This is a genomic window from Delftia sp. Lp-1, from assembly GCF_020523835.1.
GTDB classification, from domain to species: Bacteria; Pseudomonadota; Gammaproteobacteria; order Burkholderiales; family Burkholderiaceae_C; genus Comamonas; species Comamonas acidovorans.
Genome location: NZ_JAJALJ010000003.1, coordinates 452,288 through 474,796 on the forward strand (window position 1 = coordinate 452,288; position 22,509 = coordinate 474,796).

Annotated in this window: 18 protein-coding genes; 11 read left to right on the top strand and 7 right to left on the bottom strand. The window is 68.8% G+C overall.

Annotated elements, in window-relative coordinates:
- Positions 1-54: 54 nt before the first annotated feature.
- Together LGR64_RS23100 and LGR64_RS23105 are read right to left on the bottom strand one after the other, a co-directional pair.
- On the bottom strand, positions 55-687 hold the full coding sequence (locus LGR64_RS23100; protein ID WP_012202998.1) for a cyclic nucleotide-binding domain-containing protein: 633 nt from the start codon (positions 685-687) through the stop codon (positions 55-57).
- A gap of 31 nt (positions 688-718) precedes the next feature.
- Entirely contained in the window at positions 719-1,762 is a 1,044-nt protein-coding gene (locus LGR64_RS23105) for a type IV pilus twitching motility protein PilT (RefSeq protein ID WP_012202999.1), read from the bottom strand.
- A gap of 37 nt (positions 1,763-1,799) precedes the next feature.
- Between LGR64_RS23105 and LGR64_RS23110 the strand changes: the two genes are divergently transcribed.
- Positions 1,800-2,525 carry a YggS family pyridoxal phosphate-dependent enzyme gene (locus tag LGR64_RS23110; protein WP_088165892.1) on the top strand — a complete coding sequence of 242 codons (726 nt, stop codon included), beginning with the start codon at positions 1,800-1,802 and terminating at the stop codon, positions 2,523-2,525.
- A gap of 38 nt (positions 2,526-2,563) precedes the next feature.
- On the opposite strand, the gene LGR64_RS23115 is transcribed toward LGR64_RS23110, so the two are convergent.
- Positions 2,564-3,847 carry a branched-chain amino acid ABC transporter substrate-binding protein gene (locus tag LGR64_RS23115; protein ID WP_141830664.1) on the bottom strand — a complete coding sequence of 428 codons (1,284 nt, stop codon included), beginning with the start codon at positions 3,845-3,847 and terminating at the stop codon, positions 2,564-2,566.
- A 26-nt stretch (positions 3,848-3,873) separates the two neighbouring features.
- On the bottom strand, positions 3,874-4,596 hold the full coding sequence (locus tag LGR64_RS23120; protein WP_141830662.1) for a TetR/AcrR family transcriptional regulator: 723 nt from the start codon (positions 4,594-4,596) through the stop codon (positions 3,874-3,876).
- A gap of 159 nt (positions 4,597-4,755) precedes the next feature.
- Here LGR64_RS23120 and LGR64_RS23125 point away from each other — a divergent pair, with 159 nt between their 5' ends.
- The 5 genes from LGR64_RS23125 to LGR64_RS23145 all read left to right on the top strand — a co-directional run bounded on the left by LGR64_RS23125 (position 4,756) and on the right by LGR64_RS23145 (position 12,366).
- Complete coding sequence (locus LGR64_RS23125; protein WP_141830660.1) at positions 4,756-6,351, top strand: AMP-binding protein; 1,596 nt, start codon at positions 4,756-4,758, stop codon at positions 6,349-6,351.
- 16 nt (positions 6,352-6,367) lie between these two features.
- Positions 6,368-9,661 (top strand): carboxyl transferase domain-containing protein, encoded by a 3,294-nt coding sequence (locus LGR64_RS23130; protein WP_141830658.1) that lies wholly within the window; start codon positions 6,368-6,370, stop codon positions 9,659-9,661.
- Positions 9,662-9,761: 100 nt separating this feature from the next.
- Positions 9,762-10,904 carry a pyridoxal-phosphate-dependent aminotransferase family protein gene (locus LGR64_RS23135; RefSeq protein WP_141830656.1) on the top strand — a complete coding sequence of 381 codons (1,143 nt, stop codon included), beginning with the start codon at positions 9,762-9,764 and terminating at the stop codon, positions 10,902-10,904.
- Positions 10,905-10,937: 33 nt separating this feature from the next.
- The gene (locus LGR64_RS23140) at positions 10,938-11,357 is read left to right on the top strand and encodes an FKBP-type peptidyl-prolyl cis-trans isomerase (RefSeq protein ID WP_047219586.1); all 420 of its coding nucleotides are present in this window, start codon (positions 10,938-10,940) and stop codon (positions 11,355-11,357) included.
- Positions 11,358-11,445: 88 nt separating this feature from the next.
- Entirely contained in the window at positions 11,446-12,366 is a 921-nt protein-coding gene (locus tag LGR64_RS23145) for a DMT family transporter (RefSeq protein ID WP_230357069.1), read from the top strand.
- Here the strand turns inward: LGR64_RS23145 and norR are convergent.
- Positions 12,350-13,933, bottom strand: a complete 1,584-nt coding sequence (gene norR, locus LGR64_RS23150) for a nitric oxide reductase transcriptional regulator NorR (protein WP_034389993.1) — start codon at positions 13,931-13,933, stop codon at positions 12,350-12,352. The two genes, LGR64_RS23145 and norR, sit on opposite strands and share 17 nt — an antisense overlap.
- 120 nt (positions 13,934-14,053) lie before the next feature.
- On the opposite strand from norR, the gene hmpA reads away from it, so the two are divergent.
- Positions 14,054-15,280: an NO-inducible flavohemoprotein gene (gene hmpA / locus LGR64_RS23155; RefSeq protein ID WP_141830651.1), complete on the top strand. Its 1,227-nt coding sequence runs from the start codon at positions 14,054-14,056 to the stop codon at positions 15,278-15,280.
- A gap of 79 nt (positions 15,281-15,359) precedes the next feature.
- On the opposite strand, the gene LGR64_RS23160 is transcribed toward hmpA, so the two are convergent.
- Positions 15,360-17,315, bottom strand: coding sequence for a putative bifunctional diguanylate cyclase/phosphodiesterase (locus LGR64_RS23160; protein ID WP_185750895.1), 1,956 nt, complete (start codon positions 17,313-17,315; stop codon positions 15,360-15,362).
- 73 nt (positions 17,316-17,388) lie between these two features.
- Here LGR64_RS23160 and purU point away from each other — a divergent pair, with 73 nt between their 5' ends.
- The 3 genes from purU (at position 17,389) to LGR64_RS23175 (ending at position 20,843) form a co-directional block, all read left to right on the top strand.
- Positions 17,389-18,237 (top strand): formyltetrahydrofolate deformylase, encoded by an 849-nt coding sequence (purU, locus tag LGR64_RS23165; protein WP_013804418.1) that lies wholly within the window; start codon positions 17,389-17,391, stop codon positions 18,235-18,237.
- Between the two features lie 19 nt (positions 18,238-18,256).
- Positions 18,257-19,180, top strand: coding sequence for a LysR substrate-binding domain-containing protein (locus LGR64_RS23170; protein WP_012203013.1), 924 nt, complete (start codon positions 18,257-18,259; stop codon positions 19,178-19,180).
- A 109-nt stretch (positions 19,181-19,289) separates the two neighbouring features.
- A complete protein-coding gene (locus LGR64_RS23175) occupies positions 19,290-20,843 on the top strand; it encodes an FAD-linked oxidase C-terminal domain-containing protein (protein WP_230357071.1) in 1,554 nt (517 codons plus the stop codon).
- A gap of 90 nt (positions 20,844-20,933) precedes the next feature.
- On the opposite strand, the gene LGR64_RS23180 is transcribed toward LGR64_RS23175, so the two are convergent.
- Complete coding sequence (locus tag LGR64_RS23180) at positions 20,934-21,956, bottom strand: hypothetical protein (protein ID WP_230357073.1); 1,023 nt, start codon at positions 21,954-21,956, stop codon at positions 20,934-20,936.
- A 118-nt stretch (positions 21,957-22,074) separates the two neighbouring features.
- On the opposite strand from LGR64_RS23180, the gene LGR64_RS23185 reads away from it, so the two are divergent.
- On the top strand, positions 22,075-22,497 hold the full coding sequence (locus tag LGR64_RS23185) for an XRE family transcriptional regulator (RefSeq protein ID WP_230357075.1): 423 nt from the start codon (positions 22,075-22,077) through the stop codon (positions 22,495-22,497).
- Positions 22,498-22,509: the final 12 nt, after the last annotated feature.

The following is a 22,509-nucleotide window of genomic DNA, read 5'->3' on the forward strand; positions in this document are numbered from 1 at the left end:
CGGTCCGGCCCGCAGGGGCCAGGCGTCCTCATATTCAACTCACTCACTCACTGTCTATGTGTGCTGCTCTTCGCCCAGGCGCACGCTGATGGCGCGCAGCCGGAACGAGAGCTTGCGCGCCAGCAGCGCCATCAGCTTGGCGGCCAGCGCGGCGTCCTTGGCCATCATCTCGTCCAGCGCCTCGGCGCTGAGCACGCCGATCTCGCAGTCGGTCAGCGTGGTGCAGCTGGAAAAGCGCGGCCCGCCGTCCAGCAGGGACATTTCGCCCAGGATGTCGCCGGGCCGCGTCTGCGCCAGGCGCATGCGCTCGCCCCAGGGCTGCTGGCGCTCCACGGCGATCTGGCCGGACAGCACCACGGCCATGAAGCTGCCGTTCTCCTCCTGGCGGATCACGTCGCGTTGCGGTGCCACGGCCGCGTAGATGAAGTATTCACTGAGCCGCTGCAGGCTGGCCGCATCCAGCTGGCCCAGGTAGCGGTCGCGCGACCACAGCTGCTCCAGCTGACCACCGCCGCCGCGCGGCAGCCGCGTGGCCCCGACCTCGATGGCGCGTGCCTCCCAGGGAACGGGAGGAGTGTGCGGGTCCATGAAGCCATGCGCCGCCAGCGTGGTCGTGAAGAAGGCCGACTCGGAGGCCGGGGCCGAAGGCTCCTGGCCGCTTCGCAGCTTGCGGAAAATGCTTTTCATGGCGCGTGGCGAGAGGCTGGGCGGGTGGCGGTCAGCCCGGGAAGTTGTCCGGTATCTTGGCCTTGGCGCGGGCTTCCGCGGGGCTGATCAGGTTGCGCCGCACCAGATCGGTCAGGTTCTGGTCCAGCGTCTGCATGCCCACATTCTGACTCGTCTGGATGGTGGAGTACATCTGGGCCACCTTGGCCTCGCGGATCAGGTTGCGGATGGCGCTGGTGCCCAGCATGATTTCGTGGGCCGCGATGCGGCCCTGGCCGTCCTTGGTCTTGCACAGCGTCTGCGAGATCACGGCCTGCAGCGATTCGGAGAGCATGGCGCGCACCATCTCCTTTTCCTCGGCGGGGAAGACGTCGATGATGCGGTCGATGGTCTTGGCGGCGCTGGAGGTGTGCAGGGTGCCGAAGACCAGGTGGCCCGTCTCGGCCGCGGTCATGGCCAGGCGGATGGTTTCGAGGTCACGCATTTCGCCCACCAGGATGGCGTCCGGGTCCTCGCGCAGCGCCGAGCGCAGGGCGGCCGAGAACGACTGCGTCATCGGCCCGACTTCGCGCTGGTTGATCAGGCACTTCTTGGAGTCGTGCACGAATTCGATGGGGTCCTCCACCGTCAGGATGTGCCCGTACTCGGTCTCGTTGAGGTGGTTGACCATGCCGGCCAGCGTGGTGGACTTGCCCGAGCCCGTGGGGCCGGTCACCAGCACCAGGCCGCGCGGCTTCAGGGCCAGGTCGCCGAAGATGCGCGGCGCGTTGAGCTGCTCCAGCGTCAGGATCTTGCTGGGAATGGTCCGGAAGACGGCGGCCGCGCCCCGGTACTGGTTGAAGGCGTTGACACGGAAGCGCGCCAGCCCCTCGATCTCGAACGAGAAGTCCACCTCCAGGAACTCCTCGTAGGCCTTGCGCTGGGAGTCGCTCATGATGTCGTAGACCATGGCGTGGACCGTCTTGTGGTCCAGCGGATCGACATTGATGCGGCGCACATCGCCGTGCACACGGATCATCGGCGGCAGCCCCGCGGACAGGTGCAGGTCGGAGGCCTTGTTCTTGACGCTGAATGCCAGCAATTGGGTGATGTCCACGGAGTTCGCTCCCTCGTTTGGTACGCTGGCGGCAATTATGACGACGATTGAAAACAAGCTTCAACAGATTCACGAACGGATTGCCTCGGCCTGCGCGCAGGCGGGCAGGGCGTCCGGCTCGGTGCAATTGCTGTCCGTCTCCAAGACCTTCGGCGCCGACGCCGTGCGCGAGGCCGTGCTGGCCGGCGAGCGCAGCTTCGGCGAGAACTACATCCAGGAGGGCGTGGAAAAGATCGCCGCCGTGCGCGCCATGGGCCTGCTGGGCGGCGAGGCCCTGCAATGGCATTGCATAGGCCCCATCCAGAGCAACAAGACGCGCCTGGTGGCCGAGCATTTCGACTGGGCCCAGACCGTGGACCGCCTGAAGATCGCCGAGCGCCTGTCGGCCCAGCGTCCCGAGGGCCTGGCGCCGCTGCAGGTCTGTATCCAGCTGAACGTGGATGGCGGCGAGACCAAGGCCGGCGTGGCGCCGCAGCAGGCGCTGGAGCTGGCCGCCGCCATCGTGCAGCTGCCGCGCCTGGCGCTGCGCGGCGTGATGAGCATTCCCGACGATGCGCCGGGCTTCGAGGCCCAGCGCGAGGTGCATGCCCGCGCCACAGCCGTCTTCGAACAGATCCGCGCCAGCGGCCTGCCGGGGCTGGAGCGCTTCGACACGGTTTCCATGGGAATGACCGGCGACCTGGAAGCGGCCGTGGCCGCCGGATCGACCATGGTGCGCGTGGGCAGCGGTATCTTCGGCCAGAGAAACTACGCCCCGCGTTGAGCGGGGCGTAGCTGGCTTGGCTGGCGGGGCAGGCCGCCTCAGCGCCCGCCAGGCCGCTTCATCTGGCAGTCCGTGGGCAATTCCACCTGCTCGGGCGTGTAGACGGCATCGGTGCGAAAGCCGTAGTTCGTGCCTTCCCAACCGGCCTTGACCAGCTTGCTGTCCACGGGCGCGATGGTGTTGACCACCTGGGGCAGCAGCAGCTGGTGGTCCTTGCCGCGCATGCGCACGGGGCCGACCACGGTGTCCATCTGCAAATCCTCCATGGCCAGCGCGATCTTCACGGGTTCGGTGGACTGTGCCTTGGCCATGGCTGCGGCCAGCATGCGCGGCACCAGGTCCATGCGCGGGGCCAGGAAGTCCTTGCCCATGCGGGCCTTGTATTCCTGGGCGCGGGCGTCGGCCAGCGGGCGGCCGGCCTGGCCCGGGTGCCATTCGGCCACCCAGGTCAGCTGGCCGATGCGGGTCTGGGCGAAGGATGTCACCGTGCCCGGCATGCCGCCCGCGCTGTGGTTGAAGTAGCGCAGGTCATAGCCCGAGTCGGCGGCTGACTTGAGCAGCAGGGTCAGGTCCTGGCCCCAGTTGCCCGTGATCACCGAGTCCGCACCCGTTTCCTTGATCTTGGCCACATAGGGCGCGAAGTCCTTGACCCGGCCTATGGGGTGGAGCATCTCGCCCGTGAACTGGATGTCGGGCCGGGCCGCGCTCACCATCTGGCGCCCGTAGGCCGCCCACTGCTTGCCGTGGGCGTAGTCCTGGTTGAGCAGGTAGACCTTGCGGATGCCGGGCTGGGTCTTGATGTAGCTGGCAATCGCCTGCATGCGCATGGCGGTGTTGGCATCGAACATGAAGTGCCAGAAGCTGCAGGCCTTGCCCGTCAGCTCGGGGTCGATGGAGGAGTGGTTGAGCACCAGCACCTCCTTGCCCGGATTGCGCTGGTTGTGGCGCGATGCCGCCTGCACCAGGGCTGCCACCACCGACGAGCCCGATCCCCCGGTCACCACCACGCGCGCGCCCTGGTCTATGGCCGCCTGCAGCGCGGCCTGGCTTTCCTGGGCCGAGAGCTTGCTGTCGAACTGCAGCAGCTGCAGCTTCGCGCCGTTGAACAGCCCGCCCTTGGCGTTCACGTCCTCGACCGCGTACTGCACGTGGTCGCGCATCAGCTCGCCCGTGCTGACGAAGGGGCCGGACAGCGGGTCGATGAAGGCGATCTTGAAGGTCTCTCCGCCCTGGGCGTGGGCGGCCGTGGCGCACAGCAGGGCGGCGGCGAGAACGATGGATGGTTGGGAATATCGTCGGATGCAATGGCGGCGGATCGGCATGTCTTGTCTCCTCGAAGGAATGGTCGTCAGTCCTTGCCGGGCGGCTCGGCTCGGGGCCGGCTGCGCCGTGCAGGCGTTTTTTTCGCGGGGGGTGTGGCAATGGCTTCGGGCGCGGTGGCTGGCGCCGCCCGCAGGCCCAGCACGCGGCTGGCCAGCTCGGTCAGCTCGGCCACCATCTCGGCCGTGCCCAGGCGGCCGCCGGGGCGGTACCAGTTGTAGAGAAAGCCCGGCAGGCTGCAGGCGGCCTGGGCGGTGATGCGTGTCTCGCGGAAATCGAGATGGCCGCTGGCGCGGCCTTCTTCGAGCAGCGCGCAGAACTGGCGGTAGAACTGGCGCGCCAGCGTGCGCGAGGCCTTCATGTACGCAGGGCTGAAGGCCTGGGGCTCGCGGTACGGAAAGAAGGCCGCCGGATAGTGGGCAATGGTGGCCGCGATCAGGCGCTGCAGGCCGTCCACGGCCTTCTCGTGCGCGGCGCGCGGATCGTCGGCCGCGAAGTCCAGCACCGTGAAGCAGGCCTCGGTGGGCGCCCAGCACAGGGTCTCGAAGATCTCCTGCTTGTTGCGGAAGTAGTAGTAGACGAAGGGCTTGGTCACGCCCAGGGCCTGGACGATCTGCTCCATCGTGGTGTTGGCGTAGCCGTTGCGGTCGAACAGGGCCTCGGCCGCCTTGAGGATGCGTTCGCGCTTTTCATCGGAGCCGGCCGTGGGAAGGCGCTGGCGGCCGCGCGGGGTGACAGGGGGCTTGGGCATGCGGGAAATCTCGTGTCGCGTCGGTGGCTGCGATGGTTATACCGATGGGTAGCAATGTTCTACCAGCGGGTATATATTGGCAAGCCGCTGGACCCCAAAACAAATCAAGGCTATCCCTTAGGACTGGTTCCGGGATGGCCAGACACCCAGGAGACAAGCATGGCGGATTCCGAGACCCTCATTCCCCTGCATGAGGCCCTGCGCCGCAATGCGCGCAACCACCCCGGCCGCGACGCCTACATCTGGTATGGCCGCCACATCAGCTGGGCCGAGGTGGATGCGGCCAGCGACGCCTTTGCCGCGCGGCTGCAGGCGCTGGGCGTGGGCCGGGGAGAGCCCGTGGCGCTGTTCATGAACAACTGCCCGCAGTACATCGTGGCGCACTACGGCATCCAGAAGATCGGCGCCATCGTCTGCCCCTGCGGGCCGCTGAACAAGGAGCATGAGCTGCAGTACCAGCTCGATGACCTCAAGGCCCGCGTGATCGTCGCGGCCGATGTGCTGCTGCCCGTGGTGGACAAGGTGCGCGCCAGCACGGCGCTCAGGCATGTGCTGGCCGTGCGCTATGGCGACTGGCTTCCTGAATCGGCCACGCTGGCGCTGCCGCCCGAACTGCAGGCCCCCGTGCAGCCGCTGCCCGAGGGCGTGGAATCGTTCTGGGATGTCATGCACAGCGGCGCCAAGCCCGTGCCCGTCGATGTCGCCATGGACGATGTATCGCTGATGACCTATACCTCGGGCACCACGGGCCTGCCCAAGGGCGCCATGCTCAGCTACGGCAACGCGGCCAGCAAGACGGCCGGCGCCTCCAGCGCCACGGGCGTGAACGCCGGGGACATGCTGCTGGCCGTGGCGCCGCTCTATCACATTGCCGGCATGTCCATGGGCGTGAACATGCCCGTGCACAGCGGCGCCACCTGCGTGCTGCTGCACCGCTTCGACCCGCTGGCCGTGGCCCAGGCCCTGGAGCGCTACCGCGTGACCTGGTGGTACAGCATCGCGCCCATGAACGTGGCCCTGATGCAGCTGCCGGGCGTGGAGGCCATGGACTTTTCCGCGCTGCGCCGCAACACGGTGACCAGCTTCGGCATTGCCTACACCGAGGAGCTGGCGCGGCAGTGGAAGCGCTTCACCCCGAACTGCATCTCCAGCGAGGCGGCCTATGGCCTGAGCGAGACCCACACCATGGACACCAGCATGCCGGGCGACGCCATCCGCTGGGGCACGCACGGCAAGCCGCTGCCTGGCAACGAGGTGCGCATCATCGACCCCGAGACGGGCGAGCCGCTGCCGGCCGGCGAAGTGGGCGAGATCACCATCCGCGGCCCCGGCAACTTCAAGGGCTACTGGAACAAGCCCGAGGCCACGGCCAGGACCCTGAAGAACGGCTGGGTGCACACGGGCGACATGGGCCGCATCGACGCCGATGGCTACCTGACCTTCATCGGCCGCTTCAAGGAGATGATCAAGGTCTCGGGCTACAGCGTCTTCCCCGAGGAGGTGGAGGCCATCCTCATCAAGCACCCGGCCGTGGCCCAGGCCGCCGTGATCGGCGTGCCCGACCCGCAAAAGGGCGAGGTCGTGCGCGCCTTCATCGTCACGCGGCCGGGCCAGCAGATCGCGGCCGAGGACCTGGTGCAGTGGTCGCGCGAGAACATGGCCAGCTACAAGGCGCCGCGCGAGGTGCGTTTCATCGAGGCGCTGCCCGCCACCGGCGCGGGCAAGGTGCTGCGTCGCTTGCTGCGCGATCAATGAGAAAGACCGAAGTCCCATGTTCCAGAAGATCCTGATTGCCAACCGCGGCGAGATCGCGCTGCGCATCGTGCGCGCGCTGCGCGAGCTGGGTGTGCCGAGCCTGGCCGTCTTTGCTGCAGACGATGCGCAGGCGCCCCATGTATCCGCTGCCGATGCAGCCGTGCCCCTGGGCGCCAGCGGCCCCTCGGCCTACCTGGACGGCGCCCACCTGCTGCGCATTGCGCGCGAGCACGGCTGCGACGGCATCCATCCAGGCTATGGCTTTCTCAGCGAGAACGCCGGCTTTGCCCAGGCCTGTGCCGATGCGGGCCTGCGCTTCATCGGCCCCGCGCCGGAGCACCTGGCGCTGCTGGGCGACAAGGCCCGCGCACGCGATCTGGCGCGCCGCTGCGGCGTGCCGCTGATGCCGGGCAGCAGCGAGGCTGTCACGCTGGAACAGGCCCAGGCCTTCTTCGAGGCGCAGCAGGCCGGGGGTGCCAGCGGCATCATGGTCAAGGCCATCGGCGGCGGCGGCGGGCGCGGCATGCGCGCCGTGGCGCGCGCCGAGGACCTGCCTGCCGCCTATGAGCGCTGCCGCAGCGAGGCGCGCGCCGCCTTCGGCGTGGACGGCGTCTATGTGGAGCGGCTGATGACGGGCGCACGCCATATCGAGGTGCAGATCCTGGGCGACGGCGGTGCAGGCCCCATCGCGCTGGGGGAGCGCGAATGCACGCTGCAGCGGCGCTTCCAGAAGCTCGTCGAGATCGCGCCCAGCCCCAGCCTGGCGCAGCCGCTGCGCGAGCGCATCAGGCGCGACGCGCTGCGCATGGCCGCCGAGATCGGCTACGAGAGCCTGGGCACCTTCGAATTCCTGGTCGATGCCGCCTCCGACTCCCTGCCCTATGTCTTCATCGAGGCCAACCCGCGCCTGCAGGTCGAGCACACCATCACCGAGGAAGTCTTCGGCATCGACCTGGTGCAGGCCCAGATCCGCGTGGCGGCGGGCGATCACCTGGGCGAGCTGGGCCTGGACCCCAAGGCACCGCCCGCGCCGCGCGGCTATGCCATGCAGTGGCGCATCAATGCCGAGACGCTGGATGCCGCAGGCCAGTCGCGCCCCGGCAGCGGACGCATAGGCGCACTGCAGTGGCCGGCCGGCCCCGGCATCCGCATCGACACGCATGCGGTGGCGGGCGCCAGCCCCTCGCCGCACTACGACACGCTGCTGGCCAAGCTCATCGTGCACAGCAGCGGGCCGCGCTTTGAAGACGTGCTTCGCCGCGCACGTCGCGCGCTGGACGAATGCCGCATCGACGGGCTGGCCACCAATCTGCCGCTGCTGCAGGCGCTGGCCCGGCGGCCCGAGATGGCGTCGCAGGCCGTGCACACACGCTGGCTTGAAGAGGCCCTTCCAGAATTGGTGGCGGACGCCCAGGCGCTGGCCGAAGGCGCGCGCCGCACGGATGCGGCCGCCGATGTGCCGATGGCGGCCGAGGCTGCTGGCGCGCCCGTCCCCGAAGGCGCCCTCACGGCCCCCATGCCCGCGCGCATCGTGCAGTGGAGCGTGGCCGTGGGCGATGCCGTGGTCGCAGGCGCCGAGCTGGGCGTGCTCGAAGCCATGAAGATGGAGCATGTGCTGCTGGCGCCGCAGGCCGGCACCATCACCCAACTGCTGGCCGAGGCCGGTGCCTATGTGGCCCAGGACCAGCCCCTGCTGGTGCTGGCCGCCGCCGAAGGCGTGCAGGCCGATGCACGCGCGCAGCAGTCCGCACAGGACCCGGACCACATCCGCGCCGACCTGCAGCGCGTCATCGACCGCCATGCCTTCACGCGCGATGCTGCCCGGCCCGAGGCCATGGCCAAACGCCATGCCCAGGGGAGCCGCAGCGCGCGCGAGAACATCGCCGACCTCTGCGACGCAGGCAGCTTCATCGAATACGGTGCGCTGGCCATTGCCGCGCAGACGCGCCGGCGCAGCATGGACGACCTGATCGCCAACACGCCGGCCGACGGCATGGTCACGGGCATGGGCTCCATCAACGGCGCGCAGTTCGGCCAGGAGCGCTCGCGCGCCGTCGTCATGGCCTATGACGCCACCGTGCTGGCCGGCACCCAGGGCGCGCGCAACCATGCCAAGACCGATCGCATGCTGGGCATCGCGCTGGCCCAGAAGCTGCCCGTGGTGCTGTTCGCCGAAGGCGGCGGCGGGCGGCCCGGTGACACCGACACGCCCGTGGTCGCCGGCCTGCATGTGCACACCTTTGCGGCCTATGCGGCCCTGTCGGGCCAGGTGCCCGTGATCGGCATCACCCATGGCCGCTGCTTTGCGGGCAACGCGGCCCTGCTGGGCTGCAGCGACGTGATCATCGCCACGCGCGCCAGCTGCATCGGCATGGGCGGGCCGGCCATGATCGAGGGCGGCGGGCTGGGCGTCTTCCGGCCCGAGCAGATCGGTCCCAGCAGCGTGCAGCATGCCAATGGCGTGATCGACGTGCTGGTCGAGGACGAGGCCGAAGCCGTGGCCGCCGCGCGCCACTACCTGTCCTTCTTCCAAGGCCGCACCACGGAGTGGACCGCGCCCGACACGCGCGCCCTGCGCCATGTGGTGCCCGAGAACCGGCTGCGTGCCTATGACACCCGTGCGGCCATGGCGCATCTGGTGGACGAAGGCAGCCTGCTGATGCTGCGCACGGGCTTTGGCGCAGGCATCCACACGGCGCTGGCGCGAATCGAAGGCCGGCCCGTGGGGCTCATGGCCAACAACCCCTCCCACCTGGGCGGCGCGATCGACGCCGATGCGGCCGACAAGGCCGCGCGCTTCATGCAGCTGTGCAATGCCCATGGCCTGCCCATCGTGAGCCTGGTGGACACGCCCGGCTTCATGGTCGGCCCCGAGATCGAGAAGACGGCCCAGGTGCGCCATGTCAGCCGCCTGTTCGTCACGGCGGCCAAGCTGCGCGTGCCGTATTTCAGCGTGGTGCTGCGCAAGGGCTACGGCCTGGGGGCCATGGGCATGACGGCCGGCAGCTTCCATGCGCCGGTGTTCAACGTGGCCTGGCCCACGGGCGAGTTCGGTGCCATGGGTCTGGAAGGCGCCGTGCGCCTGGGCTTTCGCAAGGAACTGGAGGCCCTGCCCGAGGGCGCCGAACGCAACGCCCTGTTCGACCGGCTGCTGGCCCAGCAGTACGCCCACGGCGAGGCCATGCACATGGCCGGCACGCTGGAGATCGACGCCGTCATCGACCCCGCCGACACGCGCGCCTGGCTGTCGCGCGGCCTGGCAGGGGCGCGCGTTGCGCCTGCCCAAGCCGGCTTCGTGGACACCTGGTAGGCCCTGAAAACGCCACGGACGGCATGCTAAGCTGGCCGCCTTTCCGACGAACATGATGGCGGGCCTGCAGTGCAGGCCCCGCTGCCTCTGGAGACTCCCCATGCCCGGACTTCTGCCCGATATCGATCCCGACGGCCTGCTCGAATTCTCGGTGGTCTACACCGACCGCGCGCTCAACCACATGTCCAAGCGCTTCGCGGGCGTGATGCAGGACATCCTCACCACGCTGCAGGAGGTTTACCACGCCCACACGGCCGTGCTGGTGCCGGGCAGCGGCACCTTCGGCATGGAGGCCGTGGCGCGCCAGTTCGCCAACCGCGAAAAGGTGCTCATCGTGCGCAACGGCTGGTTCAGCTACCGCTGGACCCAGATCTTCGAGGAAGGTGGCCTGGGCGGTGGAGCCGTGGTCTGCAAGGCGCGCCGCCAGGGACCGGGCAGCCAGGACCCCTGGGCGCCCTGCGCGGCCGAGGACGTGGCCGCCGCCATCCGCACTGAAAAACCCAAGGTCGTGTTCGCCCCCCATGTGGAGACGGCCAGCGGCATCCTGCTGAGCGACAGCTACCTGCGCGCCGTCGCCGATGCCGCGCACGAGGTGGGCGCGCTCTTCGTGCTGGACTGCGTGGCCTCGGGCGCCATGTGGGTGGACATGGAAAAGACCGGCGTGGACGTGCTGATCAGCGCGCCGCAAAAGGGCTGGAGCAGCTCGCCGTGCTGCGCCATGGTCATGCTCTCGCAGCGTGCGCGCGAAGCCATCGAGCACACGCAAAGCTCCAGCTTCTCCTGTGACCTCAAGAAGTGGATGCAGATCGCCGAGGGCTACGAAAAAGGCCAGCACGCCTACCACACCACCATGCCCACCGACGCCCTGGTCCGCCTGCGCGACGTGATGCTGGAGACGCGTGCCTACGGCTTCGCCAAGGTGCGCGACGAGCAGATCGCCCTGGGCGCCAAGGTGCGCGCCCTGCTGGAGTCGCGCGGCTTTCCCAGCGTGGCGGCCGAAGGCTGGAAGGCCCCCGGCGTCGTCGTCAGCTACACCACCGACCCTGGCATCCAGAGCGGCAAGAAGTTCATGGAAGCCGGCCTGCAGACTGCCTCGGGCGTGCCCCTGCAGTGCGACGAAGGCCCGGACTTCAAGACCTTCCGCATCGGCCTGTTCGGCCTGGAAAAATGGCACAACGTGGACCGCACCGTCGGCCACATCGCCAAGGCGCTGGACGATATCGGTGTCCCCGCCAAGGCGTGAACCCGCTGCAAACATTGCATTGAAAGAACCCTGATGAACAAGACCCTCACCACCCTTGCCGCCTCCTGCGGCCTGATGCTCGCCGCACTGACCGGCGTGGCAGCCCATGCGGCCCAGCCCGTCACTACGGCCAGCGGCCTGGTCTATGAAAGCCTCAAGGAAGGCACGGGCGCCAGCCCCAAGGCCAGCGACACGGTGCGCGTGCACTACCGCGGCTACTTCCCCGACACGGGCAAGGACTTCGACAGCTCCATCACGCGCGGCCAGCCCATCGAATTCCCTCTGACCGGCGTGATTCCCTGCTGGACCGAAGGCGTGCAGAAGATGAAGGTCGGCGGCAAGGCCAAGCTGACCTGCCCTCCCTCCATCGCCTACGGCAGCCGTGGCGCGGGCAGCGTGATCCCGCCCAACGCCACGCTGAACTTCGAGGTGGAACTGCTGGGCATCAAGTGATGGCCGGCCCGCTGGCCGGGCCAGCCCCCGCCTGATGCAAAGCCGGCCTGCGGGCCGGCTTTTTTACGGTCGTTGAAAGGGATATGCCGTGGACTCACGCAAACCGCTGGACGCGCGCGCCGCCGCGCTGATGCTCATGCTGTGCCTGATCTGGAGCCTGCAGCAGATCCTGCTCAAGGCCACGGCCGATGCCATTGCGCCCACGCTGCAGATCGCGCTGCGCTCGGGCGTGGGCGCTGTGCTGGTGTGGCTGTTCATGCGCTGGCGCGGCATGCGCGTGCAGTGGGGCGACGGCAGCTGGCGCCCGGGCCTGGCCGTGGGCACGCTGTTTGCGCTGGAATTCCTGCTGGTGGGCGAGAGCATCAACCACACCTCGGCCGCCCATGTGGTGGTCTTTCTGTATTCCGCCCCCGTGTTCGCGGCGCTGGGCCTGCACTGGAAGCTGCCATCGGAGCGCCTGGTGCCGCTGCAATGGCTGGGCATCGCACTGGCCTTTGCCGGCATAGCGCTGGCCTTCCTGGGCGGCGGCAAGCCTTCGAAGGCAGCCGGCGCCGCCATGCTGCTGGGCGACCTGCTGGCACTGGCTGCCGGCGTGGCCTGGGGCGCCACCACGGTGGCCATCCGCACCATGCGGCTGGCATCGCTGCCCGCCGCGCAGACCCTGCTCTACCAACTGGCCACCGGCTTTGCGCTGCTGCTGCCCGCCGCCTTCCTGCTGGGCCAGACCCGCTTCGAGCCCACGCCGCTGGCCTGGGCCGGCCTGGCCTTCCAGTCCGTGCTGGTCTGCTTCGTGAGCTTCCTGGTCTGGTTCTGGCTGCTCACGCAATACCTTGCCTCGCGCCTGGGTGTGTTCTCTTTCATGACGCCCATCTTCGGCGTGGTCTTCGGGGCCTGGCTGCTCAGCGAGCCCATCGAGCCCAACTTCCTGGCCGGGGCACTGATGGTGCTGGCCGGGGTGCTGCTGGTGAGCGGGTATGGGTGGCTGAAGTCGCTCAGGCGTCCTGCCTGACCAGTCCCAGCCGCCGCGCCAGCCGCTGCAGGTTGGCGCGGTCCATCTGCAGCTCGCGTGCGGCGGCGGCCCAGCTGCCGTGGTGGCGCTGCAGGCTGGCGTCGATCAGGTGGCGCTCGTAGCTCTCCACGGCTTCGCGCAGGCCTTGGGGGTTGGCGCCGGGCGATGCGGCCTGTGGGACGGGCAGGGACGGGGTGGCCGTCGCCGGGGGCTGCGCGTCATCCCAGAGATCGGCCTGGCCCAGCGTGACCATGCGAGCCCGGCCACTGGCTGGGGCGGTGGAGGGCGCGCGGCTCAGCGCCCGCAGCACGCCGCGGCTGATGAGGTGCTCCAGCTCCCGGACATTGCCGGGCCAGTCCTGGGCGAGCAAGGCCGATTGCGCGGCGGGATGCAGGCGCAGTCCGCCCAGTCCCAGGCGCGAGCGGTTTTCCTCGAGGAAGAAGCCGGCCAGCATCAGCACGTCGCTGTCGCGCTCGCGCAGCGCGGGCACGCGCAGCGGGTAGACGCTCAGGCGGTGGAAGAAATCGGCGCGCATGCGGCCTGCCGCCACCTCGGCGGCCAGGTCGCGGTTGGTGGCGGCGATCACGCGCACGTCCACATGGTGTTCGCGGTCCGAGCCCAGGCGCTGCAGCTGGCCGCTTTGCAGCACGCGCAGCAGCTTGGCCTGCACGGGCAGGGACAGCTCGCCCACTTCGTCCAGGAACAGCGTGCCCTGGTCGGCCTGCTCGAACTTGCCGCTGCGCTCGGACAGTGCACCCGTGAAGGCGCCGCGCACATGGCCGAACAGCTCGCTTTCGACCAGGTTGTCGGGCAGGGCCGCGCAATTGATGCTGACCAGCGCCCGGCCTGCACGCGCCGACTGCGCATGCACGGCCTGGGCCACCAGTTCCTTGCCCGTGCCGGTCTCGCCCGTGATCAGCACATTGAGGTCGCTGGCCGCGACCAGGGCGATGTCCTTTTGCAGCGCGCGCATGGCCGGGCTCTGGCCGATCAGCGGACGCGATGACTCGCCCCCCGGGGCGGCGCCGGGCGCGGGCAGGGCGCGCGCACTGCGCGCCAACCTGCGCAGCCGCTCGGCCGTGGTCACGGTGGCCGCCGCCAGGTTGCTGAAGGCCTGCAGCGCCGCCAGCGCGGCCGGGTCGGCAAAGCGCCCCGGGTCCAGCGCGTCCAGCGTGAGAAGGCCCCAGGGCAGGCCGCCCGTCTGCAGCACGCAGCCCATGCAGTCGTGCACCTCCAGCGGCCCGTGGCCCTGGGCCACCAGGCCGTCATAGGGGTCGGGCAGCGGGCTGTCGGGCGCAAAGCGCATGGCCTGGCCAGCCGCCAGCAGCTGGGCAAAGCGCGGGTGCTCGGCAATGCGAAAGCGCCGGCCCAGCGCATCGGGCACCAGGCCATCGATGGCCACGGGCCGCAGCCACTCGCCCTCCAGCCGCAGCAGGGCGGCGGCATCGGCCGGCAGCACGGCGCGCAGCGCTGCCAGCAGGCGGCGAAAGCGCTCGCGCTCGGGCAGGTCCTGGGCCAGGTCGGCCACCAGAGGGGTCAGGGCATGCAGGGCGGTGGATGTGGTCATAAAGACTGCGGTCGCTGTCAAAAAGACTCGTTTTGACGAAAGTCATATTGACGCATGAAACGCCAAACCCTTGTTCTGCAAGGGCTGCAGTCCTGGCACGGCACTTGCCTTTGTCAAGGCATGCCCGGCATCGCACCGGGCATGTCCGTCCCCGTACCCAAGGAGTTTCCCGTGCTGACCGACCGCCAACGTGCCATCGTCCAATCCACCGTCCCGCTGCTTGAAACCGGCGGCGAGGCGCTGATCACCCACTTCTACCAGACCATGCTGGGCGAGTACCCCGAGGTGCGCGCCCTGTTCAACATGGCCCACCAGCAAAGCGGTGCCCAGCCGCGTGCCCTGGCCTATAGCGTGCTCATGTACGCCAAGCACATCGACCGGCTCGAAGCCCTGGGCGATCTGCCCGCGCAGATCATCAACAAGCACGTTGCGCTGCAGGTGCAGCCCGAGCACTACCCCATCGTCGGCACCTGCCTGCTGCGCGCCATCCGCGAAGTGCTGGGCGCCGAGATCGCCACCGACGAGGTCATCGATGCCTGGGGCGCCGCCTACCAGCAGCTGGCCGATATCCTGATCGGCGCCGAACGCCAGGCCTATGACCGCACGGCGGCGGCCGAGGGCGGCTGGCGCGGCGAGCGCGCCTTCGTGGTCGAGGACAAGGTGGCGGAAAGCGCCGAGATCACCTCGTTCTACCTGGTGCCGGCCGATGGCGGCCCCGTCATCGCCCACCAGCCCGGCCAGTACATCGGCCTGCGCCTGGTGGTGGACGGGCAGGAGCAGCGGCGCAACTACTCGCTGTCCGCGCCCGCCGATGGCCGCAGCCTGCGCATCAGCGTCAAGCGCGAGGCCGGTGGCAAGGTCTCCAACTTCCTGCACGACCGGGTCCAGGTCGGCGACACGCTGCAACTGTTCCCGCCCGCAGGCCACTTCACGCTGCAGCCCGGCGAGCGTCCGCTGGTGCTGATCAGCGGCGGCGTGGGCATCACGCCGACCCTGCCCATGCTGGATGCGGCCTTGCCCAGCAAGCGTCCCGTGGTCTTCATCCACTGCGCGCGTGAGCGCGGTGTTCATGCCTTCCGTGAACGTGTGGATGCGCTGGCCGCAGTGCATCCGCAGCTCAGCCGGTACTACTGCTATGACCGGGTGGAGGAGGGCGATGAGGTCGATGCACAGGGACTGCTGACCGCCCGGCAGTTGGGTCAGTGGCTGCCTTCAGTGGATGCCGATGTGTATTTCCTGGGACCCCGGCCGTTCATGCGGTCGGTGAAGGAGTCGTTGCGGGTGTTGGGGGTGCCGGACGGGCAGGTCCGTTATGAATTCTTTGGGCCGGCGGAGGCGTTGGCCTGATTTGCCGTCGATTCGCTCGGGTCCCCTGGCCTGAGTGGTAGAGCAGGGGCCGGGCCTCGGCCCGCCGTGCATCGGGCGATCAGCCCTGCACGGCCCACATGCCCTGGTTGTCCGACACCCACTCCCCAAACGCCTGTGCGGGCAAGGGCTTGCTGCACAGATAGCCCTGGAAGAAGTCGCACCCCTTGCCGCGCAGGAATGCCAGTTGCTCGGCCGTCTCCACGCCCTCGGCCAGAACCTTGAGCCCCATGGCATGCCCCAGCGCGATCACCGACCCGCTGATGGCCATGTCGTCCGCGCTGTGCGGGATATCGCGGATGAAGCCTTGGTCGATCTTGAGCAGGTCCAGCGGAAAGCGCTTGAGGTGGGCGAGCGAGGAGTAGCCGGTGCCGAAGTCGTCGATGGCCAGCCGCAGGCCCTGGGCGCGCAGGCGGCGCATGACGGCCAGGGCCTCCTCGGGGCGCTCGGCCAGGGCGCTTTCGGTGATTTCCAGCTCCAGGCAGTGCGGAGCGAAGCCCGTGGCGGCCAGCGCGTCGGCGGTGGCGCCGGCGATGTCGGTCAGCAGGAACTGGTGCAGCGAGACATTGACCGCGATGGTCATCTCGGGCAGGCCCAGATCGCGCCAGCGCCGGCCCTGGGCGCAGGCCTCGCGCAGCACCCACAGGCCCAGCGCGCCGATGACGCCCGAGCTTTCGGCCACGGGAATGAAGCGTGCCGGGGAGATGAGGCCCTCGTCCGGGTCCAGCCAGCGCACCAGGGCCTCGGCGCCCACCAGGCGGCCCGTGGCCAGGTCGATCTGGGGCTGGAAGTACAGGCGCAGGTGGCCCAGGTCTATGGCCTGCCGCAGCCGTGCCTCCATGGCCAGCCGCTCGCGCGCGGCCGAGGTCATGTCTTCCTCGAAGAAGCACCAGGCACGGCCGCTGCGCGACTTGGCGCCGTAGACGGCGGCATGCGCGCCCTGCAGCAGGTCCTGGGCATTGCCGGCGTGGGAGGGATACATGCAGATGCCCACGCTGACGCCGGCCATGACGGACAGGCCGTCCGGCGAACTCCAGGGCTGTCCGGCCGCAGCGATCAGTTGCCGTGCGCGGGCGATGGCGTCGCCGCGCTCGCTCATGCCCTTGCACAGCACGGCCAGTTCGTCACCGGCCATGCGACCTATGAGGTCCTGGGGTCCCAGGGAGTCGTGCACACGGGCGGCGATGTGGCGCAGCACCTGGTCGCCAATGGCGTGGCCGTAGCTGTCGTTGACGTCCTTGAAGCGATCGATGTTCAGCAGCATCACGGCCAGCGTGCCCTGCTCGGCGGCCGCCTCGGCCACGGCGTCTTCCAGCAGCGCTGTGAAGCGCACGCTGTTGGGCAGGCCGGTGAGCATGTCGCGGTGGGCCAGGAATTCGAGCTGGGCCTCGCGCGCCTTCTCGGCCGAGATGTCGGTGAACATGCACACGTAGTGCGTGACCTTGCCCTGTGCGTCCTTGACGGCGCTGAGCGACATGCGCTCGGGGAAGACCTCGCCGTTCTTGCGGCGGTTCCAGATCTCGCCCTGCCAGTGGCCTGTGGCCTGCATGCTGTCCCACATGGCCTCGTAGAAGGCATTGTCATGGCGGCCGGACTTGAACATGCGCGGGGTCTTGCCCAGCATCTCCTGCTCGGTATAGCCCAGCAGCCGCGTGAAGGCGCTGTTGACCGAGAGGATGCGGCTGCGCGCGTCGGTGACGACCACGCCCTCCATGGTGTTGTCCACCACGGCGGCGGCCAGGCGCTGGCGTTCGTCGGCCTCCCGCCCGGCGGCCATCGCGGCATGGGCAGTGCGCTCTCCACGGCGCATGCGCCACAGCAGCCAGCCGCCGCCCACGGCCGTGACCAGCACCAGGGTCACCGAGGACAGCATGCGCCGCTGCGCCGCCGCCTCGGGCGGAATCTGCAGGTGCGCCAGCAGCCATTCCACGCCCCAGAGCCACAGCAGACCTGCGCACACGTACAGGGTCATTGCGCCCCAGAGCGGTATTCGGGGCTGCTCTCCCTGATCTTGCATGTGGTTCCTCAGAACGTTCCCAGAACGTGTGACTTGCGCAGGGTCGTGTCCATGCTGCGACAATTGCGCCGCTATGACCCAAGCCTATATTCTTACCCTTTCGTGCCCCGACCGGCTCGGTCTGGTACATGCCGTCTCGGGCTTTCTGCTCGAGCAAGGCGGCAACATCGAAGAGGCCGCGCAGTATAACGACCCGGCCACCGGACTGTTCTTCATGCGCGTGCAATTTGCCTGCAACGGCTGCGATCCCGCGGCTCTGAGGGCGGCCCTGGCCGACCTGGGCGGCCAGTACCAGATGAAGTGGCGCCTGCACACCAAGGCAGAAGCCATGAAGACCGTGCTCATGGTCAGCAAGGAAGGCCACTGCCTCAACGACCTGCTGTTTCGCTGGAAGAGCGGCCTGCTGCCGGTGGACATCCGCGCCATCATCAGCAACCACCGCGAGTTCTACCAGCTGGCGGCCAGCTACAACATCCCCTTCCACCACATCCCCGTCACGGCTGCCACCAAGGCCCAGGCCGAGGCAAAGCAGTTCGAGATCATCGAGGCCGAGGGTGCCGAACTCGTGGTGCTGGCGCGCTACATGCAGGTGCTGTCCAACGACCTGTGCACCAAGCTGGCGGGCCGCGCGATCAATATCCACCACAGCTTCCTGCCCAGCTTCAAGGGCGCCAAGCCCTACTACCAGGCCCATGACCGCGGCGTGAAGCTGATCGGCGCCACGGCCCACTATGTGACGGCCGACCTGGACGAAGGCCCGATCATCGAGCAGGACGTGGCCCGCGCCGACCACACCGACACCGTGGAGGACCTCACGGCCCGCGGCCGCGACACCGAGAGCCAGGTGCTGGCCCGCGCCGTCAAGTGGCACAGCGAGCACCGCGTCATCCTCAACGGCCACAAGACCGTGGTCTTCCGCTGAACCCGGCTCCCGGCCGCCCATGGCGAACGTGACCCTTGCCGCCGGCAGCGGCTTTGCCCCGCCCGGCAGCGGCGCCCGCCGCATCCCGCCCATACAGTGCCTGCTCACTTTCGAGGCGCTGGCGCGGCTGCGCAGCGTGACGCAGACGGCCGAGGAGCTGTGCGTCACGCCCAGCGCCGTCAGCCACCGCGTGCGCCAGCTCGAGCAGATCCTGGGCACGCGGCTGTTCGGCCGCTCGGACTTTTCGCTCACCACCGAAGGCAGCGCCTACCTGTCCCACGTGCGCGAGGGCCTGGGCGCGCTGCAGCGCTTTCCGGGCGAGGTGACGGCACCGGGCCGCCGCAGGCTCAAGCTCGCCGTCACGCCCACCTTTGCGCGCGTGATCCTGATCCCGCGCCTGCGCCAGTTCACGGAAACCTATCCCGAGATCGACATCGCCCTGCAGGTCTCCATCCCGCTGCTGGACGTGGTGGCCGAGGATGCCGACCTGATGGTGCGCTTCGGCCCCGGCCACTATGCCGATGTGGAGCACATCGAGCTGGCGCGCGACGTGGTCACGCCGCTGGCCTCGCCGGCCTTCATCCGCGAGCACGGCCCCTTCGAGCAGCCCCAGGACCTGGAAGGCATGCCCCTGCTGCGCAGCCCGCTGGAGCCCTGGCGCACCTGGTTCGGCGCCACCGGCTTGGACTGGCCCGAGCCGCACGAGGGCTCGCAGTTCAACGACATCGGCCTGATGTGCGACGCGGCCTCGGCCGGCATGGGCATCGCCCTGGTGCGCCACAAGCTGGGCGCGCCCTGGCTGGACAACGGCACCCTGGTGCGCCTGTTCGACGTGGACACGGCCAGCCCCCATGCCCACTACCTTTGCTGGCGCACCGGCACCATGGACCGCTGGGAATGCGCGGCCTTTGCTGAATGGTTGAAGAGGGCGATGGCCTGCTGAGGCGCCCATAACTGATTTCACGGATTTCACGGATTTCACGCACCGTTGCAATAAACATCAGCGCAGCCCCGCTGCACAAAGACGGCGGCATCGCCTAAAGTCAGGCTCCATGACTTCCGCCAGCTCCCCAGCCAGCCCCGCTCCCGGCGCCGTGGCGTCGGCCGCCGCCGATGCCGCCCATCGACAGCCTGCAACCTCAGAGCGCGCACGGCGCCAGGCCGAGGTCGTGGCCGCGCTGGCCCGCCATGTGCCCGCCCACGCCCTGCTGTGGAATGCCGAGGACACCACGCCCTATGAATGCGACGGTCTCACCGCCTACCGCCAGCGCCCGCTGGTGGTCTGCCTGCCCGAGACCGAGGCCCAGGTCCAGGCCGTGCTCCGAGCCTGCCACGCCATCCAGGTGCCCGTGATCGCGCGTGGCGCGGGCACCGGGCTGTCGGGCGGTGCCTTGCCCCATCCCATGGGCGTGACGCTGTCGCTGGCCAAGTTCAACAAGATCCTGCAGGTCGATGCGGCCAGCCGCACGGCCGTGGTGCAGTGCGGCGTGCGCAACCTGGCCATCAGCGAGGCCGCCGCGCCCTTCGGCCTGTACTACGCGCCCGATCCCAGCAGCCAGATCGCCTGCACCATCGGCGGCAACGTGGCCGAGAACTCGGGCGGCGTGCACTGCCTCAAGTACGGGCTGACCGTGCACAACGTGCTCAAGGTGCGCGGCTTCACCGTGGAGGGCGAGCCGGTGGAGTTCGGCTCCACGGCGCTGGACACGCCGGGCTTCGACCTGCTGGCCATCCTGGTCGGCAGCGAAGGCATGCTGGCCGTTACCACCGAAGTCACCGTGCGCCTGATCCCCAAGCCCCAGCTGGCGCGCTGCATCATGGCCAGCTTCGACGACGTGCGCAAGGCCGGCGACGCCGTGGCCGCCGTGATCGCGGCCGGCATCATCCCGGCCGGGCTGGAGATGATGGACAAGCCCATGACGGCCGCCGTCGAGGACTTCGTCAAGGCCGGCTACGACCTCACGGCCGAGGCCATCTTGCTGTGCGAGAGCGACGGCACGCCCGAGGAAGTCGAGGAAGAGATCGCCCACATGATCGAAGTGCTGCGCAGCGCGGGCGCCACGGCCATCACGGTGAGCGAAAGCGAGGCCGAACGCCTGCGCTTCTGGAGCGGGCGCAAGAACGCCTTTCCCGCCAGCGGGCGCATCAGCCCCGACTACATGTGCATGGACTCCACCATCCCGCGCAAGCGTCTGGCCGACATCCTGCTGGCCATCCAGGAGATGGAAAAGAAATACGGCCTGCGCTGCGCCAACGTCTTCCACGCGGGCGACGGCAACCTGCACCCGCTGATCCTGTTCGATGCCAACGACCCCGACGAGCTGCACCGCTGCGAGCTGTTCGGCGCCGACATCCTGGAAACCAGCGTGGCCATGGGCGGCACGGTCACGGGCGAGCATGGCGTGGGCGTGGAAAAGCTCAACTCCATGTGCACCCAGTTCACCACGGCCGAGAACGACCAGATGTTCGCGCTCAAGGCCGCCTTCGACCCGCAGGCCCTGCTCAACCCCGGCAAGGTGATTCCCACGCTCAACCGCTGCGCCGAGTACGGAAAGATGCTGGTGCGCGGCGGCCAGATCTCACACCCGGACCTGCCGAGATTCTGAGGCGTGGTGCAACCGGCGACGTGCAACGGGCGCCGTGCAACCGGCGACGTGCAACGAGCACTGTGCAACGACCACCATGCAACCCGCTGGTCACGGCTGCTGCAGGCAGCGCAGCCACAGCCCATCGAGCGCGCGGGCCAGCGCAGCTTCCTGCCGGGGCACGGCCAGGTCTGCCGCGAGGTCTTCGATCATGGCCTCCAGTGGTACGGCATGGGACAGGGTGCGCATGCCGCATTCCATCGCCAAGGCGGTGTCCAGGTAGACCACGCGCGCACCGGCCACGCCCCAGCGCGTGAGTTCGCGCACACGGCCGACCTGGTTCAGCCGCAGGCGCATCGCCTCCAGCCGCTCGGCCAGGGATCTGCGGATGCGCTCCCCTGTCTCGGGCCGGTCCTCCTCCAGTCTGCGCAGCGCCGCCTCCTGCTGCTCTAGCGTGCGCTCCAGCGCCCGCAGAGCCGCCTCGCGCCCCAGCCGGGCCTCGTCGTAGCGCGGCAGGGCTGCACGCATGCGCTCCAGCGTCTGCTTGCGTTCACGTGCGTAGACCGGCTCGGCGGGGCGCCCGGAGCGCACGCAAGCGTCGGCGGCCAGCACCAGCCGCTGCGGAGCTGCTTCGGCGCCCAGCCCTTGCGGACGGAAGCTGCGGCAGTCTGTCATTTCCTCCAGCATGCGCAGGTCTTCCAGGTGCACGCGCATGCGTTCCGTGTCCTTCTGCGCCTCAAGCCGATGGCGACCCAGCATCTCCTGGCGCTGGCGCTCCAGCATCAGCAATTCGCGCCAGCCGCCGCGCAGCCGGGCCTCGAACCGCGCCTGCTCGCCATCGGCCGCTTGCTGCAGCTGCTCGGCATCCTGGCGCAGACGCAGCTGCAGGTATCCATGCGTGCCTGATCTCTCGCAGGTGTACTCGACGATGCGCCCGCCGCTTCCATCGCCCACGCTGCGCCATGCACTGCGCGCGCATGCGTTCCTCTCCTGGAGCACCTGGCCTATCGAAACCCCCGATGCACCGCCCCAGGATGCGGCCTGGACCGCGAGGACATCACCGTCGTCACCGCCGCAACCGCCCAGCACCAGTACAAGGCTCGAGGGCAGCAGCCACACTCGTTGCCAACGCATTTGCTCCCCCGTGCATGTGATTTCCAGATCGATGGTTGATATTAACTATCAATCAAAAAGAGATGTGATTTTTATCAATACTCACATCTCAATCAGACCAATCCCATAGCGTTCGCGCATGCAGGATGCAAAGCAGCGGTTTTCTCAAAAATTACGTGATTCAATGCAGGCCCAGGGCTATGAAGCCAGGCCTGCCGTGCTGGAGCACGAGTTCAATTCCCGTTTCTGGGGCAAGCCCATGTCCCAGCACGGCGTGCGCCTCTGGCTGGTCGGCAAGACCATGCCCAACGCCAAGAAACTCGCTGCGCTGGCCGACTGGCTGCAGGTGCCGCTGGAGGAGTTCCTGCGCTCGCCGCAGCAGGTTCGCGAGGTGCGCGAGCCCAAGAGCGCCTGGTCCGCAGGCCTGGGCTACGAGGACAACGAGCTGTTCAAGATCTACCTGCGCCTTCCCGTGCCCAAGCGCCGGCTGGCGCGCGACGTGATCCTGGCCATTGCGCGCGCCCATGATGCCGAGGAAGCGGAACGCGCCGCAGGCTCGTAGCCAGGCGGCGCG

What these genes read in the sequence shown, in the direction of transcription:
- LGR64_RS23100 (WP_012202998.1), bottom strand. Translation starts at nt 687, where the DNA reads ATGAAAAGCATTTTCCGCAAGCTGCGAAGCGGCCAGGAGCCTTCGGCC.
- LGR64_RS23110 (WP_088165892.1), top strand. Translation starts at nt 1,800, where the DNA reads ATGACGACGATTGAAAACAAGCTTCAACAGATTCACGAACGGATTGCC.
- LGR64_RS23115 (WP_141830664.1), bottom strand. Translation starts at nt 3,847, where the DNA reads ATGCCGATCCGCCGCCATTGCATCCGACGATATTCCCAACCATCCATC.
- LGR64_RS23120 (WP_141830662.1), bottom strand. Translation starts at nt 4,596, where the DNA reads ATGCCCAAGCCCCCTGTCACCCCGCGCGGCCGCCAGCGCCTTCCCACG.
- LGR64_RS23125 (WP_141830660.1), top strand. Translation starts at nt 4,756, where the DNA reads ATGGCGGATTCCGAGACCCTCATTCCCCTGCATGAGGCCCTGCGCCGC.
- LGR64_RS23130 (WP_141830658.1), top strand. Translation starts at nt 6,368, where the DNA reads ATGTTCCAGAAGATCCTGATTGCCAACCGCGGCGAGATCGCGCTGCGC.
- LGR64_RS23135 (WP_141830656.1), top strand. Translation starts at nt 9,762, where the DNA reads ATGCCCGGACTTCTGCCCGATATCGATCCCGACGGCCTGCTCGAATTC.
- LGR64_RS23140 (WP_047219586.1), top strand. Translation starts at nt 10,938, where the DNA reads ATGAACAAGACCCTCACCACCCTTGCCGCCTCCTGCGGCCTGATGCTC.
- norR (WP_034389993.1), bottom strand. Translation starts at nt 13,933, where the DNA reads ATGACCACATCCACCGCCCTGCATGCCCTGACCCCTCTGGTGGCCGAC.
- hmpA (WP_141830651.1), top strand. Translation starts at nt 14,054, where the DNA reads ATGCCCGGCATCGCACCGGGCATGTCCGTCCCCGTACCCAAGGAGTTT.
- LGR64_RS23160 (WP_185750895.1), bottom strand. Translation starts at nt 17,315, where the DNA reads ATGCAAGATCAGGGAGAGCAGCCCCGAATACCGCTCTGGGGCGCAATG.
- purU (WP_013804418.1), top strand. Translation starts at nt 17,389, where the DNA reads ATGACCCAAGCCTATATTCTTACCCTTTCGTGCCCCGACCGGCTCGGT.
- LGR64_RS23170 (WP_012203013.1), top strand. Translation starts at nt 18,257, where the DNA reads ATGGCGAACGTGACCCTTGCCGCCGGCAGCGGCTTTGCCCCGCCCGGC.
- LGR64_RS23175 (WP_230357071.1), top strand. Translation starts at nt 19,290, where the DNA reads ATGACTTCCGCCAGCTCCCCAGCCAGCCCCGCTCCCGGCGCCGTGGCG.
- LGR64_RS23180 (WP_230357073.1), bottom strand. Translation starts at nt 21,956, where the DNA reads ATGCGTTGGCAACGAGTGTGGCTGCTGCCCTCGAGCCTTGTACTGGTG.
- LGR64_RS23185 (WP_230357075.1), top strand. Translation starts at nt 22,075, where the DNA reads ATGCAGGATGCAAAGCAGCGGTTTTCTCAAAAATTACGTGATTCAATG.